Source organism: Paenibacillus sp. 2TAB23, assembly GCF_052115165.1.
GTDB lineage: Bacteria > Bacillota > Bacilli > Paenibacillales > Paenibacillaceae > Pristimantibacillus.
Genome location: NZ_JBFRGD010000010.1, coordinates 61,375 through 79,083 on the forward strand (window position 1 = coordinate 61,375; position 17,709 = coordinate 79,083).

Below are 17,709 nucleotides of genomic sequence, written 5' to 3' on the forward strand. Positions count from 1 at the left end.
TTTACCGGGATCAGGTTCCAACGTACTATTTTCATTTGATGATGAAAAACGGGAAAAGCTAAGACCTGGCCATACCTTAGATACGAAGAAGCATCGATCCATTGTGATTCAGGTTATCTCCCATGAAGAACGAGGGAATGACTGACCTTGCCTTAATTATGTAAACAGTAAGAAAACCTCATTATAACTTTTAGTCTAGATATTAAACCGCCTCAAAACGCTGTAATGGCGGGATGTACCCGTTGGAGGAATGTGTTCTCCGTCGGTTGTAAAATAGCTCAATATACTCGAATACAGCCTTTATAGCTTCAGCTCTAGTCTTAAATTTATGATCATTAAGCCATTCCATTTTAAGCTTCTCCCAAAAGGATTCCATTGGGGCGTTATCGTAGCAATTACCTTTGCAACTCATGCTGCATACGAAATCGTGTTTTTCCAGGAGACGTTGGTATTTCTTGCTGGCATATAGAACACCAAGATCTGAATGGACGATTAAGCATAGCAAGAGATTGTGAAACCCCTCCTCGTCATTTGAAAAGGATAAGTAGTCTCCGATGAAGCCACGAAAATTTACAGCGCGCGCAACATGCATCTGCTGGCGATGTCGATCCCGATAACTAAATGCTGAGCAGTAATTTTTTCAATGAATTGATTTTGTCTCGCTTGCGATTTAAACTTCATAGTAGAGCGTCCTCCTGGATGATGGGATTTTTAGGGCTAAGACCCGTTGCGTACTCCCATCGTACCGAGGCGCTCGGTTTTTTGCAAAGCTGAAAATTTACGCTCTACAGGAATGCTAACGGGCAGCATTCCTATTATGAAGAAATAGTTGGTTAGAAAGCTGCTGAAGGTGGTTGGTTTAAGTTCAGGACAGGACTCTCCACTCTTATGCAAATCCTAAAGTACGGACCGCCCTTATGGGTGGTTTTTTTTACGTTCTAACCGTCTGAGAATAATTCTGTCCTTTATTCAGTATTTCGTCGTATACTTGGCGAAAGTTAGCCGATTTCTGTGTGTGTAACCTTAAAGTATTGAAAATAGGGAGGCAGGGGACGAATGAAGTGGGTCAAAGTGATGCTTGTGGATGATGAAGTGCTCGCGATTGAACATATGCAAAATCTCATATCGTGGCAGCAGCTAGGCTACGAGATTGTGTGCTCGACGACCAGATCGTCGCAGGTCATGCGTTTAGCGCGGGAACATCGCCCGGATTTGGTCATCATGGATATTGTGATGCCTGGAAGGGACGGACTGGCACTTAGCAAGGATCTGCTAACATCCGGGAATGTATTGAAGATTGTGCTGCTCACCTCTTACAAGGAATTTGAGTACGCTAAGGAAGCACTTAAGCTCGGCGTGTCGAACTATTGGGTTAAGCATGAGATGGACGCAAACACGCTTAAACGCGAGCTTGGAGGTTTAAGGGCAGAAATTGAGAGCGATAGACGACTGAGGTACGACGATCGGGACAGGCTGCTCATTGATTGGCTAGGCGGGCGCTCCCTATCGGATACCCAGTGGAGAATAGCGACGGCCGATCGCGGCGAAACGTTCGATCGCCTTCATCTGCTGGTGTTGGAATCAGATCAAATCTATCCGCTGCTGTCCGGCACAATAAAGAATCATCCTACATTGCCTAATGAATGGCCCGAGACCGGAGATTCAAGCTTATTGGCGGCCATCCGTTTTCTCGAAGGTTATTTTATCCTCATATATGGAGACAACAGCAGCAGGGGTGAGAGAAAGATGCTGGAATTGCTTGAGGAAAAGGCGGCGGCAGCCCGGCAGACGTTGGAGCAATTAATCGGACGTACTGTGTCAATCGCGATAGCTTACGGCTTACCGAATCGGACAGCCGTTCCAGGGAAGCTGGCTGAAGCCTTGAAGCGGCTATCCCAAAGTATTTTCTACGGCCCGCGTCAGTTGTTTCGATTAAATGATCTTCAGCCTGAGGAGGAGATGGAACTTGTTCACTGGGAGTGGGAAGATCGCTTAACAGAACTAAAAAAACGGCTGGCAGACATGCGATACGAGGATTCTGCCCTAGAAGTTGCGGCGTTGTTCGCGCTGTCTGTGGAAACAAAGAATATGAGCGGGTTTGCTGATCTGTGCCGGCAATTGGTCACCTCCTTGAACCGTTGTCGTTCTACATACGGATTGGCATCGCTGGCAGAGAGCTGGGCAGCAGGTCCCGGCAGCGCAGCCGATTGGACCTCAGTAGCGGGTATTTGCGACTGGTTTCTCTCAGAGATCAAAGCGATGGAGTCAGCGTCAACCGCTCTGCCTGCGATCTCCCGCAAAGTTCGCCAAGCGCTGGAGCAAATGGAGAGGCAATATAGCGATCCTGAGCTTAATACAGATGTCATTGCCCAGCAGCTCGGCATTAGCCGAGACTACTTGCGCCACTTGTTCAAGGAGGAGACCGGCAAGACGGTACTGGACCAGCTAACGGACATTCGCATGGAAAGAGCTAGAAAGCTGCTGGACGAAGGAAAACTGAAAGTGTACGAGATTGCCGAACGAGTAGGTTTCCGCAACGGGCAATATTTCAGCCAAGTGTTCCGCAAGGCGGCGGGCATGACCCCGCTCGAATATATGGAGAAGCGCAGGTGACCCAAGCAATGCGCATGAAAATTCGCACCAAGATAATCGCCAGCACCGTTCTTGTTGTCTCTTTTTCGCTTATACTTAGCGGCTTTTTCATATATGACTATGCTAAAGATATCATCCGCGAGCAATCGATTAAGGACAGCCGGACGAAGCTGGCGCAAATTTCGTTCCAACTGAAGAAAATTCAGGAGCAGGTCGTGAAGACAGCGGAGTACATCGTATCCGACGAAGAGATCACCGAACTGATCAGTATGCCCACTAGCGAGAACATTGAGGTGGATTATTTTCGCAAGCAAGCGGTGCAGGAGAAACTCAGGCGGTTCGTGGCACTAAGCAATTATATCCTGAACGTCGTCATTATTTCACCGGACCAAGACATTTACTCGAATTTCAGCGGGTATGAGGAATATTTCCACGAGTACTTAAAGCAGGACTGGTTTGTGAAAATAAAAAATACACGTGCCGGCTACAGCGAGCCGCATCCGTTCTTCTTCATCAGTGGCAACCGCCAAGTGTTCAGCTACGCGCTGAAATACCGCCCAATCGGACAAGATTCTAGCGTAGAGAGCTATCTTGTCATCGATATTGCCTATTCTGAGCTGTCGAACGTCTTCATGCAAAGCGCACAGGATTTCGAGCAGATTGAGCTGTTCACCGAATCAGGCGCCTTGCTGCTCGTCGCTAACGATACCCTGCCGGAATCGGATCGCTCCTTTATGGCAGACGTTCTGCATTCCGGTCTGTCGTATATGGAGGACGATAATAGGATCGTGCTGACTGACGATGTAATGAATCAGGGATGGAAGCAGGCCGCTCTGCTGTCAAAGAACAAACTATTTATGAAAATCAACCGCGTCTTCTTTTTCTATATCATCATCATTATTTCCGGTATTATTGTGACGCTCGTCGTTATGCTGCCCATCATTGTCAACCTGACGAAGCCGTTAATCCGGTTGACTAACGCGATGAAACGAGTGGCCGTCGGTGATTTAAATACGAGTGTCCAGATCCGCAGCGGGGACGAGCTGGAAATTCTGGGTACAGGCTTTAATCGGATGGTCGAAGACCTGAGGAACATGATGGAAACTTCCGTGCGGAACGAAGCCGTGAAACGGCAAATGCAGATTGATCTCTTGATGGCTCAGATCAATCCGCATTTCTTGTACAACTCCTTGAACACGGTCATTTACTTATCCCATGCCAATCGTGGAGGGGAAGCAGCCGAAGTAACTCAGGCGCTTATCTCCATTCTGCAGAATACGATCAAGACGGGAGAAGGGGCCGTCCGTGCTCCACTGTCGGAAGAAAAACGCATCATCGATAAATACGCAGTCATCCAGCAGACCCGTTATCCCGAAAGCTTTCATCTCGTCTGGGAGGTGGACGAGGTTCTGTTGAGCCGCTCGGTTCCCCGGATGGCGCTGCAGCCGCTTGTTGAAAACGCCATCATACACGGCATTATCCCGTCTGATCGGGAAACAGGAACCATCACCGTGCGCGCTTATCGAGAGGTCGAACAGCTTATCTTGGAAGTGGAAGACGATGGTCAAGGCATGTCGGTGTCCGAAGACGGATGGAAGATGCGAGTGGGACAAGGACAGGAACCCGAACGCACGCGAGGAATAGGGTTGTCCAACATTCAAGAACGTATGCATACGCATTTCGGAGCTTCTGCGCGGCTGGAAGTGTATAGCCAGTTAGGCCAGGGCACACTTGTCCGAATTCGGCTGCCTTGGACCGAGTCTGACAGTAAGCCGCTGTAATCGCCGGATTTTATACAAAATCGCCGTTTTGGGTAATTACCCCGTGACAGGGTCTTAAGGTACGATAAATGCAAGCACTTACAAAATCATTTTTAGGGGGTCTCACCATCGTGTATAACAGAAATAAAAGCAAGTGGTTAGGCGGTTTCGCATCTCTGATTCTGTTGTCCGGACTGCTCGCTGCATGCGGCGGCAACGGCAACAATACCAACAACACAGCTTCGCCCACTTCAACCAGCACGGATCCAACACAGCTTAGCGCAACAGTTAAGATCTGGGATTGGGACGAGACGTTCCAGAAGGGCATGATTCCGGAATTCAATAAAAAGTATCCGAACATCAAGGTCGAAGTAACTGTCGTCAACCCGAACGATTACCTGCAAAAGCTGCAGAGCGGCATTGCTTCCGGTTCTGATGTTCCAGACATCATTCTGGGGGAGTCAGCCTATCGCGGCAAGCTGTTCGATCTCGATGTGCTCGACAATCTCGAAGCTGCACCGTATAACTTCGATAAAAGTACGGTTCTAGATTATGTCGTGCCTTATGTCTCCAATTCCAAGGGTGAAGTCATCGCAGTAGATCAAGCGATAACCCCAGCCGGGTTCGCTTACCGGAGGGACCTGGCAACACAATATTGGGGTACCGATGATCCGACCGAGCTCGAGAAAAAGATTGCCACATGGGATGAATTTATTGCCACAGGCAAAGAGTTAAAGGATAAAAGCGACGGCAAGGTGCTGATGTTCCCAGGGCTAGGCGATGCCTTTATCGCCTTGAGAGGTCAGAATTTCGTGTCCTATGTCAATGACAAAGAGATCGATTTGACAAGCAAGCTGCAAAAACCTTTGAACAGGCTGTTCGAAATGCGTGATGCCGGCATTATCGGCAAAAACGAATTGTGGACACCGGCCTGGTCAGCCTCCATGGCGAAGGGCGAGTTCATGTTCTATCCTATGGCGCCATGGGGAGCCAAATGGCATATCTCAGCGAACGATCCCGACGGCTCAGGCCGATGGGGCCTAGTGAAGGCGCCGGAAGGCGGCTTCACGCGTGGCGGTACAGCCATCGGCATTTACAAGGACAGCAAAGTTAAAGAAGCCGCTTGGACATTTATCCAGTACGCGTACTTGTCCGATGAAGGCTCAGCGTTCAACTTCGAAACGTTCGGCAACATGACGAGCTCCAAGTCGTTCTACGAAACCCAGAAAGCAATCATTGATGCTCCGGGGCCTTATGATGAGTTCTTTGGCGGACAGAATCTCGCAAAATACTTCGTAGAGAAGATCATCCCTGATATGAAAGGCGAGGCGCAGTCCAAATACGATTCAGTCGTGGACTCCGTGTTCAACGCTCTGTACCCGTTATGGATGAAGGACGAGTCGGTTACCGCTGAATCTGCGCTCCAGAAATTTATTCAGGAAACGAAGAATAAAGCAGCTGACGCGACCGTCAAATAAATTTCAGGAAAACGAGGGATGAAAGTGAATGCGGAACACTTAACGACCACTTCCGCCGCATCCAGCAAACGAAAATGGGGGCCACGGATGTGGCCCTATATTTTCGCCTTGCCATTCGTGTTGACGTATGCGGCGTTTCAATTGTATCCAGTCTTATACTCATTCGTACTTAGTCTGCATGACTGGAATGGCATAGGCGCCAAAACGTATGTCGGCTTTCAAAACTACGTACAGCTTTGGACGAATGATCCTTTGTTCATCAAATCCTTGTGGAACACCTTGCTAATGATGGCTATGTTCATTCCGCTAACCTTAATTCTAGGACTTACTCTGGCATATTGGACGTTCAATCTGACACGCAGCAAGCGATTATTCCAAACTATCAATGTACTGCCGTATATTACGACGCCAGTAGCAATCGGCTTTATTTTCTCCTATTTGTTCGACTGGCAGACAGGCATCGTGAACTTGCTGCTCACGAAATCGGGAATCTTGGAAGAAAGCTTCTACTGGCTTCAGGACCCGTGGGGCTCTAGATCGATTATCGCTCTAATGGTCATATGGCGCAATCTTGGGTATTTTATGATTATTTTTATGGCTGGCATGACCGTTATCCCACAAGACGTATACGAAGCGGCCAAGGTAGACGGGTCTACGGGGCTGCATACCTTTCGTAAAATTACGATTCCGTTGCTGCGAAATATTATCGTATTTCTCGTCGTCACCTCCGTTATTGGCGGATTGCAATTATTTGATGAACCGAAGCTGCTATACGGCGGATGGTCGGGCTCGGCACAAGTGGGCGGTCCTGATAATACAGCACTTACAATTATTTGGAAATTCGTGGACGAATCGTTCGTTTCCAACACTCGTTTCGGCTATGCTTCTGCAATTGCTTACTCGCTGTTCTTGCTAATCGTACTATTCTCTATTTTAAGCTATCGGCTGACAGCGCCTAAGGAGGACAAATGATGAAAGCAGTCATGTGGTTTTGTCTAATTGTCATCTCCCTGCTCTCGCTCTTTCCGTTCTATATCATGATCGTCATGGGAACCCATTACAGCGAGGATCTATTTAAAGGAATTCCTATCCTTCCTGGCAACTATTTGGGAGCAAATCTGAAGACGGTCATGCAGGCCGACTTCTTGAAAGTGTATGGAAATAGCTTGATCGTATCCATTGTATCCGTCGTTTTGGCGACATTGACCAGCACGCTGATCGGCTATGCGATAGCGAAGTTTGAATTTCGCGGGCGCAAATGGCTTCAGATCTTCGTTATTATCACAATGATGGTACCGACCCAGGTCGGATTAATCGGTTATATTATCGAAATGAGACATCTTGGCGTCGGGAATACATTATGGCCAGTCATTCTCATTTGGGCGGCTTTCCCGTTTGGCGCATTTTTTATGATTCAGTTTATGCGCGATTCAATTCCGAGCGACTTGCTGGAATGCGCACGAATTGACGGCTGCTCCGAGCCGGGCATCTTCGTCCGCATCGTGCTGCCGATTATGAAGCCTGGCTTGGCAACTTTGGCAACCTTGGTCTTCCTATGGTCATGGAACAACTATCTGCTGCCGCTCGTCACGATTAACAAGTCTGAGTGGTACACGCTTCCGATATTTATTTCCAATCTGGGTATCGTACATCGTACAGATTACGCGGCACGGATGGCTGCGTTAACGATGACGACGGTTCCCGTATTAATTCTGTTTATTCTTGGTTCAAAAACGTTCATGAAAGGCCTAACCGCTGGAGCGGTCAAAGGCTAATGACGGCAAATATTGTCCAGCTATAACAACGTATATGAGGGGGCAGTCCACAATTGGGACGTTCCCTAAATGAGAATTTTTAACCGGTACAACAACAGCTGCTCGCGGAGAGCATACAACTGTTCCATCAAATCCATTACAGGCACTACTGCTAACTTCATTTCAATAGCCTTCATTTTCATCTCTACGGGGTAACTCACTCTTGCTCCCAAGCAAAAACACCTCCAAGTGTACGACTATTTAACAATAGTCGTACAACTTGGAGGTGTTTTATTCTGTCTCACGCTTTGGAGTCAGTTCGAAGGGTTCACGTTGTTCTTTCTCCAGAAAGATAAGGGATGTGTTAAAACTGTCGTTACGCTAACTAAAAACGATAGTTGTTTATCATACACGATGAGGAGGCGCTGCGGCGGCCTGCTTTTTATTTTATGCTGAGAGGTATTCGTGCATTTTATAACATGATGACAGAATGATACCAGTTTCAGAAAATGGATAGGCTCACTATTTTATCATCTACTATACCGAAATAATAGTTCAACAATAAGGGATCGGGTAAGCCAGTTTTGTCATAAGTTCCATCAATTTGGCATGTTACTACAAATTTATCGCCTTCTTCTTTTGCTTCCTTTGGCTCCAATGTCACATTTGCCCCGAAATGGTATTTATCACTCCATTTTTTGATCGCATGTTTGCCAAACCGCTTTTTTCCTTCATCCAATACAACGGCATCTTCTGAAAAACATTCTATAAATGCTGCAGGATCAGGCTTGTTGGATGCGGATATATATTTGTGGATCACAGATGGGATTTGTTGAAATTCCATAATATTCTCTCCTTTTTCAATGGTTAGACGGTAGGAATGGTTCCACCATCAATGACGTATTCACTTCCTGTAATGGATGCTGCACGATCGGAAACCAAAAATGCAGCCAGCTCAGCCACTTCTTCTGGGAATCCTGGCCGACCAATCGGTATGCCTCCAAGTGACGACATAAGTTGTTCGAGCGCGCTTTCTCTGCTTCCTGTCTCCGCAGCGATTCGATCAATCAATGCATCTGCTGCCTCTGTCTGGATAAAACCTGGAGACAATGTATTTATTCGAATTCCCTGGGGAGAAAATTCATTAGACAATCCTTTGCTATAATTAGCGAGAGCGGCTTTTGCGGAAGCGTAAGCTAGTGTCGTTTCATATAGTGGTAACCGTCTTTGGATTGAGGTGAAATGAAGAATAACGCCTGATTTATTTTCTAACATGAGTGGAATTAAACCGCGATCGAGCCTAACAGCGGCGAGCAGATTCCAATTCAATGCCTGAAACCAATCCTCATCGCTCAATACAAGAGCGCCTCCGGGAGGTGTGGTTGAACCGCCTACACAATGGACTATAATATCGATACCGCCAAGCTGTTCTTTCACTGCTGTAATCACTTGCTCTACACCTTCAGGTGAAGCAATATCTGCTTGAACAAATTTTACCGAATTGGGTAAGTCTACAGATAGGGATCGGGCAGTTGTCAGAACAGTAGCTCCACTGTTGGCGAGTTTTTTCACAACAGCTTGTCCCATTCCTTTCGTTCCTCCGGTTACAAGCACCTTCTTGCCTTCAAATTCTGATGAAGAGAACTCAAATCCTTTATTCATTTCTATTCCTCCTAGTGATGAACACGTTTGTTTTCAATGCTTAATCTACAATCACTCCACGATGTGTTGTTCGAGAGGAGCTAAATCTAATAGTACACTTGCACCTTTTATAACGTCCAATTTATTATAATAATAGAATCAATGAATAATATTCATATATGGAGGGGGATATTGTAGTGGAACTTACGCAATTAGAATACTTTATGACCGTTGCAAAACTTGAGCATATGACTTTAGCCTCCAAAACACTCGGTATTACTCAGCCAGCATTAAGTCATTCGATTGCCAAGCTTGAAAACGAAATCGGAGCTCCCTTATTTGAGCGAAATGGACGAAATGTAAAGCTGAACCGAAATGGTACCATGTTCTCCAAATGGATTGGCAAAGCTTTGCAAAACATTGAAAATGGCATTAAGGAAATTGAAGAGTGGTCTAACCCGGAAACAGGAGTGATTACGTTATCTTATCTGAACATTCTAGGTGTAGACCTGATCCCTAATTTAATCAGAAGTTACCAGTTAGAATATCCCAAAGTTCGTTTTGAGCTGACACAGGGGAATCTTGGGGACATTGATGACCAACTGGAACAAGGCTTTTCGGATGTTATGATTACATCGAGAGAATCCACTCTAGAGAATCACCAATGGGTAAGTATTCAAAAGGTCCCATTATACATTGTGGTACCCTCCCAGCATCCATATGCGGATAGCTCTGCTCTAAATTTGATAGAGCTGTCGGGCGAGCCATTCGTAGGTTTAAAAAACAACTGTGGATTAAAGGCTACAATTATGTCTCGGTTCCAATATACAGGGTTTGTTCTTGATTCGGCTTATGAAGCTGAGGATCTGATTACTGTGGCTGGTTTCGTGAAGTCAGGTCTAGGTGTTTCTGTTTTGCCTAAGACACTGGGTTTGATGTTGGATGATTTGATTTGGATTCCAATTAATGATGAAGGTTGGTATTGGGAAATTGGATTGAAGTGGAGAGAAGATCGCCATATTTCTCCAGCAGCCAAACGGTTTATTGCATATGTTCAAAACTCAAACCCTTGGAAACAGAAAATAGTCGAGTAAGCAATATTAGAGTGGGGGAGCATTGGTTCCTATTTATGGGACCATATTAATCAAAGATGTAGAAGATGAAGAGAAGTTAAAAAAGAGTTTAAACACGCTCAATTGAAGAAGAAGACCCATTCAAATAGAGTGATGAGCAGATCTCAAAATGTAGGGGTGACAGCAGTTTGTAATGCCTATAGAGATTAACTTTTGCAATACGAGAAATTCAGGTGTAGCCAAATAAAGGAGACTATCGGAATTGAATCTGATAGTCTCCTTTATTTCGTCTAGTGACAGATCTGCTATGTACGTCGTGAGATACGTCGTTGATTCTATTGGCCCAATTGGATCATATGAACTGCACCGCCATTTCTGCTATTTTGGTCTATAGCTGCATTCGTGAGCAATTGCAGGCGAGCAAAAGCCAAATCGAGAGCTCCGTCGTTCTCAATGAGCAGTCATCGCCGCTAAAAACGGACTGCATGCTGCAGCAAACGGGTTGCCCAATGTTTTTTCGGCGTTCAGGCACAAAGCGAAGCCGTTTACTTTTTTAAGGCGTAAATTAACTTTTTTTTAGGCATAAAAGTAGTTTCGTCCCCCTAGGTTGATGGATTGTCCCATCCCGTCAACAGGCAGGCTTCTTATACAATGAAGCTATAAGACGGGAGGAGATGGATTCATGCAAAGAAATCGAATAGGTGCCTATTTGTTCAGCCTTCCCAGTTTTTTTCTGACGATGGCCCTCGGCATATATCCTGTATTTTGGGCGCTGCGCTACATGTTTTATGATTATCAGGGGTATGGGACTCCAAAATTCATTGGCTTGGAAAACTTCGCCAGAGTCGCAAGGGATGCTGAGTTTTGGCAGTCTGTCGTGAATACTTTCGTTTACGCGGGAGGAAAACTGATTATTACGCTGCCATTATCGCTTATTCTGGCTGTTATCTTAAATCGCAAGCTGCGGGGACGGCATGCTTTCCGGGCTATCTTTTTCCTGCCGACCATCTTCAGCGCATCGGTAATGTCTATTGTTTTCTATATCGTATTCAATTCTTACAACGGCATTATCAACCAATACTTAATCAAGCTGAATATCGTATCTGGGCCGGTTGATTGGCTTGGCGCTGCCCATGCGATGATGACGATTATTATCATTGCCGTATGGGGGGCCGTAGGCAACTACATGCTGCTCTTTATCGCGGGCCTTCAGAGCATTCCGGAGGATGTTTACGAGGCGGCTTCGCTGGATGGCGTAAATCCGGCCCAGCGCTTATGGTACATCACGATTCCAATGCTCGGACCTGTGCTGCAGATGATCGTCATGCTCGCTATCACGACTTCCTTGAAGGGCTATGAGAGCATCATGGTCTTGACGGAAGGCGGACCTTTCGGCAAAACGGAAGTCATGTATCTGTATTTGTACAAGCTGTTTTTCCCGCTCACCACAACAGGCACCTCTGTTCAGAATATCGGCTACGGCAGCGCGGTCGGGTTCACCACAGCCATCATTGTTGGCCTAGTCACGTGGCTTTACTTCTGGATGTCGAAAAAACTGAACAATGTTTATTAAAGGGGGAAGGAACATGACGATTCGTAAAATGCTGGTCCGTACGCCGGTATGGTTGCTATTGCTGGTCACGGCAGGACTGATGCTGTTCCCGATAGTAATCGCGCTGCTCGGTTCGTTCAAGACTAACCTAGAGCTGACGACCGGTGCGACGGTGCTTCCTTTGAAGTGGCAATTCCAGAACTATGCTGAGGCATGGAGCAAAGCCGATTTCTCAGGCTTCACATTCAATAGTATCTATGTAGCTGTGTTTGCTACGATCGGAACGCTGCTCGTATCCGCTATGGCGGCTTATGCAGTCGACCGCGTTGCATTCAGAGGCAAAAAACTATTTATTTTTCTTCAATCGTTCACCTTGTTCATCTCTATCGGAGCCGTGGTGTTAAAACCGCAGTTTAATCTCATGGTCGCCATCGGTTTGCAGAAATCATTATGGGGTGTCATAATCATTCTAATCAGTGCGCATGCCACCGCTTTTTTCATGATTATAGGCTTTTTCCGAGGTATTCCGAAGGATTTGGACGAAGCGGCGCTGATTGACGGCTGCAATTTTTACTCCACCTTCTGGCGAATCATTTTGCCGCTCCTTAGACCTGCACTTGCTGTTGTGGCACTCTTTACCTTTAGGAATGCCTGGAATGAATATATTCTGCCGCTGGTCTTCTCGCTGTCCCGTCCTGATTTGCAAACGCTCCCCGTGGGCCTCGCGAATTTGAGATACGGAGCAGGAGCAGCCGTAGAAAATCAATTGATGCTTGCAGGCGCATGCATTTCGATTTTACCGCTGTTGATCGTTTACCTTTTTGCCAACCGCTCCTTCATGCAAGTTACTATGGGCTCTGTTAAGGGCTGATCCTTTCATATATTGAGGCGATGGACGATATGAAACATATATTTAGAAAGATGTCGCTAAAAAAACGAATATGGATCTCATTTGTTATGCTAACTGTCGTTTGTATATCTGTCACGGGAACTTATGTTTCCGTGTTTTTTTCTCGTGAAATGAAAGCTCAAGCGAACAAGACAAGCCAGGACACCTTGAACAAAACGGCGCAGGTGTTCGATGAGCGCCTTCGGAATATAGTCGTATCGGTATCCGCGCTCATGATGGGGGAGCCGTTCCAGCATGCGATGCGCGATGTCCAAGCTGGCAACGGGAACGAATATTATAACCGGCTTTCGCAGCTGCAAACCCCTTTCGCTCAAATGATGATTGCGGAACAATCGATCGATTCCGTGCTGGTGCATACGCCGATCGGCGACTTCTATCCTACGGAGAGCAAGCGCAGCATGTATGATTTCGCCGATACAGCGCTTAGTGCCATGATCCTTGATACACAGAAGCAGTGGGCTACGTTATGGGCAGGCGGTCATGCCGATCAACTGTTCAGCAGAAAAAATGCGGTTATATCCTTAATCATCAAACCGCTTTTTGAGATGCAGCTGCCAGGCGTTTATGTTGTTGTTAATATTCGGGAAGATTATTTGCAGGAGCTGATCCAAGCTCATCTACAGGAGGGCAGCCTCAAACAGCTCGTTGTTGACCGAAGCAGCGGGAACGCCGTATTCACCTCCGAGGCTGATCTGCCTAATCATAACAAGGAGCTGTATGAACGGTTCGCTGCCAGCGACAGAGGCCACTTTGAATATTCCACCGAGAGCAATAAGCCTTACTTGGTCAATTACGTGGCGATGGGCATGAATCCGGACTGGGTTCTCATTGGCTACCAATCAAAGTCGGAGCTGCTTGCACCCGTTCAGCGCATGCGCTGGACCATTCTTTCGATAATGGGCGTATGCGTCGTGCTGGCGCTTATTATGTCGAGCATGCTGTCAGAGCTCCTTCTAAAGCCGCTTTTCAAGCTTCGAAACCTTATGTTTAAAGTCGAACAGAACCAGCTTGACGTTCGCTTTGAGAGTGTGTTTGAGGACGAAATCAGCCAGGTAGGGCATAAATTCAACCGAATGCTGGAGCAAATTGGCGAATTAATCCATGAGGTTAAAGCATCGGAGCAATCCAAGCGCAAATCCGAAATCAAGGCGCTTCAAGCTCAGATCGATCCTCATTTCTTATACAATACGCTGAATACGATTTATTGGAAAAGCGAAATGGAGGAACAGCAGGATGTCAGCGGCATGATCGTCTCGCTCTCCCTGCTGTTCCGGCTAGGCCTCAACAATGGCAGAGAAATCACGACCTTGCGGCAGGAGCTTGAACATGTCGCACAATATCTGAAGCTGCAGGTCATGTGTTATCCCGATTTGTTCGAATACGAGCTTGCGGCAGCCGATGAGAAGCTGATGGATATCCCGGTACTCAAAATCATGCTCCAGCCGCTCGTTGAAAATTCGATTCTGCACGGCTTCCAGGAGCTGCCGCACAAGGGAATGATTCGCATTGAGGTTGCTGTGGCTGAAGAATGGCTGACGCTGACGGTAACGGATAACGGTAGCGGGATGGATACAGCTCGCGTGGAAAAGATGCTGAACGGAGCGGATACAGAGCAAACGAGCTACGCGCTATCCAACGTTGCAGCGAGATTAGCGCTATATTACGGGTACAAGGCTTCCATGAAGCTTGAAAGCGAGCCGGGCATTAGAACGTCCGTTAAGCTGATGATTCCTATTCAAGAGGTGATAAACGAATGAGCGGCATAACGATGTGCATCATTGATGATGTGAAGACGGTAATCGATGGCATTCTCAAAAAGATTCCATGGTCGGAGCATGGAATTGATATTGCCGGTACGGCAATGAATGGCAAGGATGGCCTTCAGCTTATTAAGGATAAGCATCCGGATATTGTATTGACGGATATCCGGATGCCGATGCAGAGCGGAATCGATATGGTTCGTGAGCTGAAGGAAAGCGGGGAGCAAGGTCCACAAATTATTTTTTTCAGCGGATATTCTGATTTCACCTATGCTCAGGAATCGGTGCGACTCGGCGCGTTTGATTATTTGGTTAAACCATTTACGTCGGAGCAGGTGGTTGATGCGGTGCTGCGTGCCAAAGCTAAGATTGAGGCGCAGAGGCTGGAGCAGCTGGATAAGATGGCGCTTGAGAGAAAGGTGAGGGAAAGCCTGCCGTATTTGCGCCAGGAATATTTCCGCCTGCTGATCCGTCATGACGAGCTACCGGAACGGGCGTACGAGAAGTGGGATTTCCTCGGAATCGATATGGGTACGAGCGGCTTTGTCGCTATGGCTGTACAAATAGAAGGCTTGATGAACGAGCGTACGCCTTTGCCTGTCAGGGAGGTCGAGCTTACAAGGTTCGCGGTTCAGAATATTATGGAAGAAACGATCAAGAAGCAGGCGAAAGGCATCGTATTTCGCGAGCATTTGGGCCAGTTCGTCGTCCTTCTGAATCCGGACAAAGACGTAGATGTGCTTGCTCTTGCAGAAGCCTGCAGGCATCATGTGAATCAGTATGCCAAACGAGATATTTCAGTCGGTGTCGGAGGCCGGGTAGAGGGGATCGGGGAGATTGCTCTATCCTATGAACAGGCTAAGACAGCGCTCAGCTATCAATTTTATTCAGGAAACGGCTGCGTTATTTCATACCGCGACATTGAACGCCAGGACCACATTACACCTCAATACTCAGCGGACAAGGAGACAGAGCTGCTCTATTGTCTGCGTTCGGGCAATAAAGAAGGGACAGAGCGCCTGCTGGCAAGCATAGCCGAGGAATGCCTGCGCTATCCGGCTCCGCCTGATCCCGATGTGCTGACGAATTTATTCTATGGGCTGGCATTCTCCATGTACCGCGTCATTGCGGAGAAAGCGGATGAAAAGCAACGATTTTGGCTAGATGAACGGTTAAGCGCGATGAAGAAAGGACGCTACCTATCCACGGCAGAGCTGATTCAAGATGTGAAGGAGCTTGGATTAACAGGGAGCGAATGGGTTCAGAAGCGTCAGAAAAACGACGTCGGCCAGCTCATTCATCAAGCTGTGAACTATGTAAGCAGCCGGCTGGGAAGCGATCTCACGGTGCAGGAATGTGCAGGTGTCGTACACTTGAGCCCAAGCTATTTCTCGAATTTGTTCAAGAAGGAAGTTGGAATGACGTTTATGCAATACGTCACGAGCGAGCGCATGGAGAAGGCGAAGAAGCTTTTGCTTGAAGGCATGCAGGTACAGGATATTACCTTCGAGCTTGGCTATCGCGATCGGCCGTATTTCAGCGAGCTATTCAAGAAGCATACGGGGCTGACACCAACAGAATTTCGCGGCAAATATGAAAGCTCGGGGTCAAATAGCGAATAAGAGTGATTTTCCCCTCCCAGGATCGTGATTTTGTCCTTCATGGCTTGGCGAGCTTAGGTGCTACAATGAGGTCAGCAATGTGAGCCGGACGGGTTATCCCGAAAGGAACGCCGCTTGCCAAACAAAGGGGAGGTACGACAGATGAACAAAAGGTTCGCAACGAAGAGTACACTTTCGGTTTTATATCTACTGGTTATGGCTATCATGCTGGCAGCATGCTCGACGAATAATGGTACGAGCGAGAAGCCGGATGCATCAGAGGGCGGCAGTGGAACGGCAAAGACGAAGATCGCATATTGGACCATTGATCGCCACGACATGGATTATATGCAGCAGCAAGTGGATAATTATAACGCAACAAACACCGACAATATTGAAGTTGAAATGAAGGTTATGGCAGACAACTACAATCAGGCGGTAGAGGTTGCGTTCGCAAGCAACCAGGCTCCTGACATTTTCCGAAGCGGCGATTTCCAAACTTATGTGAACAAGGGCTACTATGCACAGCTGGACACGCTGCTAAGCGATGAGTTTCTAGCGAAGTTTGAAGGCCTGCTGGTTGAGGATATTTACACGAAGGATGGACATGTCTATACTCTGCCGAATACAGGCCAGTTCTGGCGCTTGTTATATAATGTTGATTTGATGGAGAAGGCAGGTTATACAGAGCCGCCGAAGACGCTGGATGAAATGGTCCAAATGGCTAAAAAAATGACGGAAATGGGCAAATCGGAAGGCGTATATGGATTTGCGAGCAATTTCAAAAACGGATCGGGCTTTACTCGCCCTGCGTTCGCGGCTGGCTCGTTAGGCTCCGAATCCAGTCATGAAGGCTTTAATTTCCAAACGGGAGAGTTCGACTTTGAAATGTACCGCGATATTGCGGAGGCGCTGCGCCAAATTAAAACTGACGGAAGCATGATTCCGGGAGCAGAGTCGCTGGATATCGATCCGCTGCGCGCTCAATTCGCACAAGGCAAAATCGGGATGTACGTCAACCATTCCAGTGAGCCTGCTGTGTATACCTCACAGTTCCCGACCGACATCCGCTGGGCATCAGCGCTAGTGCCGACGAAGGATGGTCAAATAAATGGCGTTTCTTGGGTCAATGCGGGTGGATATATTGGAATAAGCGCCAAATCGACCAAGCAGGAAGCAGCAGTGAAGTTTCTGGAATATTTGTACAACCTCGAGCTTCGTTCAGATTATCAGGAGAAGGGTCTTGGCCTCTCCGTGCTTCCTTACGTGAACGAGGCGGCAGGCAAGCCGGAATTGGCGGGCATTGAAGGATTCCTTCCAACGAAGTATGACGGCATTTATCCAGCTACGCCGCTTTCGATCACAGAGACGAAGCTAGAAGGCAAGAAGTTCAGCGATGTTTTCATTGAGTATATTTTGACAGGAAATCAAGAGCTGGATGCCGCAATCACAGATTTGAACACGAGATATGAGAAAGCGCTGGCAACGGCACGCAAGGAAGGATTAACGAATGTACAAGCTAATCCATCATTCAGTGCGAAGAGTCTGCAAGGCTCGCTCGGCGAATAGCCATTCAAGGGAAATAGAG

At 47.2% G+C, this 17,709-nt stretch carries 15 protein-coding genes and 1 pseudogene; 11 read left to right on the top strand and 5 right to left on the bottom strand.

Annotated features, from left to right (window positions below; translation table 11 throughout):
- Positions 1–202: 202 nt before the first annotated feature.
- On the bottom strand, positions 203–412 hold the full coding sequence (locus AB4Z29_RS15810; RefSeq protein ID WP_441944155.1) for an integrase core domain-containing protein: 210 nt from the start codon (positions 410–412) through the stop codon (positions 203–205).
- Between the two features lie 90 nt (positions 413–502).
- Positions 503–681 (bottom strand): annotated as a pseudogene (locus AB4Z29_RS15815) (IS110 family transposase); the annotation flags it as partial.
- A gap of 375 nt (positions 682–1,056) precedes the next feature.
- On the opposite strand from AB4Z29_RS15815, the gene AB4Z29_RS15820 reads away from it, so the two are divergent.
- The 5 genes from AB4Z29_RS15820 to AB4Z29_RS15840 all read left to right on the top strand — a co-directional run bounded on the left by AB4Z29_RS15820 (position 1,057) and on the right by AB4Z29_RS15840 (position 7,605).
- Positions 1,057–2,613, top strand: a complete 1,557-nt coding sequence (locus tag AB4Z29_RS15820) for a response regulator transcription factor (protein WP_441943996.1) — start codon at positions 1,057–1,059, stop codon at positions 2,611–2,613.
- Complete coding sequence (locus AB4Z29_RS15825; protein WP_441943997.1) at positions 2,610–4,373, top strand: cache domain-containing sensor histidine kinase; 1,764 nt, start codon at positions 2,610–2,612, stop codon at positions 4,371–4,373. The genes AB4Z29_RS15820 and AB4Z29_RS15825 overlap by 4 nt, the downstream gene beginning before the upstream one ends.
- Positions 4,374–4,483: 110 nt before the next feature.
- A complete protein-coding gene (locus tag AB4Z29_RS15830; RefSeq protein ID WP_441943998.1) occupies positions 4,484–5,830 on the top strand; it encodes an ABC transporter substrate-binding protein in 1,347 nt (448 codons plus the stop codon).
- A gap of 18 nt (positions 5,831–5,848) precedes the next feature.
- Positions 5,849–6,802 carry a carbohydrate ABC transporter permease gene (locus AB4Z29_RS15835; RefSeq protein ID WP_441943999.1) on the top strand — a complete coding sequence of 318 codons (954 nt, stop codon included), beginning with the start codon at positions 5,849–5,851 and terminating at the stop codon, positions 6,800–6,802.
- Complete coding sequence (locus AB4Z29_RS15840) at positions 6,799–7,605, top strand: carbohydrate ABC transporter permease (RefSeq protein WP_441944000.1); 807 nt, start codon at positions 6,799–6,801, stop codon at positions 7,603–7,605. Before AB4Z29_RS15835 ends, AB4Z29_RS15840 begins: the two co-directional genes overlap by 4 nt.
- Before the next feature lie 65 nt (positions 7,606–7,670).
- Here AB4Z29_RS15840 and AB4Z29_RS15845 read toward each other — a convergent pair whose 3' ends face one another.
- From AB4Z29_RS15845 to AB4Z29_RS15855, 3 genes are all read right to left on the bottom strand, one after another.
- Positions 7,671–7,817 (bottom strand): hypothetical protein, encoded by a 147-nt coding sequence (locus AB4Z29_RS15845; protein ID WP_441944001.1) that lies wholly within the window; start codon positions 7,815–7,817, stop codon positions 7,671–7,673.
- Positions 7,818–8,086: 269 nt separating this feature from the next.
- Positions 8,087–8,428: a nuclear transport factor 2 family protein gene (locus tag AB4Z29_RS15850; RefSeq protein WP_441944002.1), complete on the bottom strand. Its 342-nt coding sequence runs from the start codon at positions 8,426–8,428 to the stop codon at positions 8,087–8,089.
- A gap of 23 nt (positions 8,429–8,451) precedes the next feature.
- Entirely contained in the window at positions 8,452–9,246 is a 795-nt protein-coding gene (locus tag AB4Z29_RS15855; protein WP_441944003.1) for an SDR family oxidoreductase, read from the bottom strand.
- 176 nt (positions 9,247–9,422) lie between these two features.
- Between AB4Z29_RS15855 and AB4Z29_RS15860 the strand changes: the two genes are divergently transcribed.
- The 6 genes from AB4Z29_RS15860 (at position 9,423) to AB4Z29_RS15885 (ending at position 17,690) form a co-directional block, all read left to right on the top strand.
- Positions 9,423–10,319, top strand: a complete 897-nt coding sequence (locus tag AB4Z29_RS15860) for a LysR family transcriptional regulator (protein WP_441944004.1) — start codon at positions 9,423–9,425, stop codon at positions 10,317–10,319.
- A 661-nt stretch (positions 10,320–10,980) separates the two neighbouring features.
- Positions 10,981–11,871 (top strand): carbohydrate ABC transporter permease, encoded by an 891-nt coding sequence (locus AB4Z29_RS15865; RefSeq protein WP_441944005.1) that lies wholly within the window; start codon positions 10,981–10,983, stop codon positions 11,869–11,871.
- A 13-nt stretch (positions 11,872–11,884) separates the two neighbouring features.
- Entirely contained in the window at positions 11,885–12,721 is an 837-nt protein-coding gene (locus tag AB4Z29_RS15870) for a carbohydrate ABC transporter permease (protein ID WP_441944006.1), read from the top strand.
- Between the two features lie 29 nt (positions 12,722–12,750).
- Complete coding sequence (locus AB4Z29_RS15875) at positions 12,751–14,517, top strand: cache domain-containing sensor histidine kinase (protein WP_441944007.1); 1,767 nt, start codon at positions 12,751–12,753, stop codon at positions 14,515–14,517.
- A complete protein-coding gene (locus AB4Z29_RS15880) occupies positions 14,514–16,142 on the top strand; it encodes a helix-turn-helix domain-containing protein (RefSeq protein ID WP_441944008.1) in 1,629 nt (542 codons plus the stop codon). The genes AB4Z29_RS15875 and AB4Z29_RS15880 overlap by 4 nt, the downstream gene beginning before the upstream one ends.
- A 141-nt stretch (positions 16,143–16,283) precedes the next feature.
- Positions 16,284–17,690 (top strand): ABC transporter substrate-binding protein, encoded by a 1,407-nt coding sequence (locus tag AB4Z29_RS15885; RefSeq protein ID WP_441944009.1) that lies wholly within the window; start codon positions 16,284–16,286, stop codon positions 17,688–17,690.
- Positions 17,691–17,709: the final 19 nt, after the last annotated feature.

What these genes read in the sequence shown, in the direction of transcription:
- AB4Z29_RS15885 (WP_441944009.1), top strand. Translation starts at nt 16,284, where the DNA reads ATGAACAAAAGGTTCGCAACGAAGAGTACACTTTCGGTTTTATATCTA.
- AB4Z29_RS15840 (WP_441944000.1), top strand. Translation starts at nt 6,799, where the DNA reads ATGATGAAAGCAGTCATGTGGTTTTGTCTAATTGTCATCTCCCTGCTC.
- AB4Z29_RS15855 (WP_441944003.1), bottom strand. Translation starts at nt 9,246, where the DNA reads ATGAATAAAGGATTTGAGTTCTCTTCATCAGAATTTGAAGGCAAGAAG.
- AB4Z29_RS15850 (WP_441944002.1), bottom strand. Translation starts at nt 8,428, where the DNA reads ATGGAATTTCAACAAATCCCATCTGTGATCCACAAATATATATCCGCA.
- AB4Z29_RS15880 (WP_441944008.1), top strand. Translation starts at nt 14,514, where the DNA reads ATGAGCGGCATAACGATGTGCATCATTGATGATGTGAAGACGGTAATC.
- AB4Z29_RS15835 (WP_441943999.1), top strand. Translation starts at nt 5,849, where the DNA reads ATGAAAGTGAATGCGGAACACTTAACGACCACTTCCGCCGCATCCAGC.
- AB4Z29_RS15870 (WP_441944006.1), top strand. Translation starts at nt 11,885, where the DNA reads ATGACGATTCGTAAAATGCTGGTCCGTACGCCGGTATGGTTGCTATTG.
- AB4Z29_RS15810 (WP_441944155.1), bottom strand. Translation starts at nt 412, where the DNA reads ATGAGTTGCAAAGGTAATTGCTACGATAACGCCCCAATGGAATCCTTT.
- AB4Z29_RS15875 (WP_441944007.1), top strand. Translation starts at nt 12,751, where the DNA reads ATGAAACATATATTTAGAAAGATGTCGCTAAAAAAACGAATATGGATC.
- AB4Z29_RS15820 (WP_441943996.1), top strand. Translation starts at nt 1,057, where the DNA reads ATGAAGTGGGTCAAAGTGATGCTTGTGGATGATGAAGTGCTCGCGATT.
- AB4Z29_RS15865 (WP_441944005.1), top strand. Translation starts at nt 10,981, where the DNA reads ATGCAAAGAAATCGAATAGGTGCCTATTTGTTCAGCCTTCCCAGTTTT.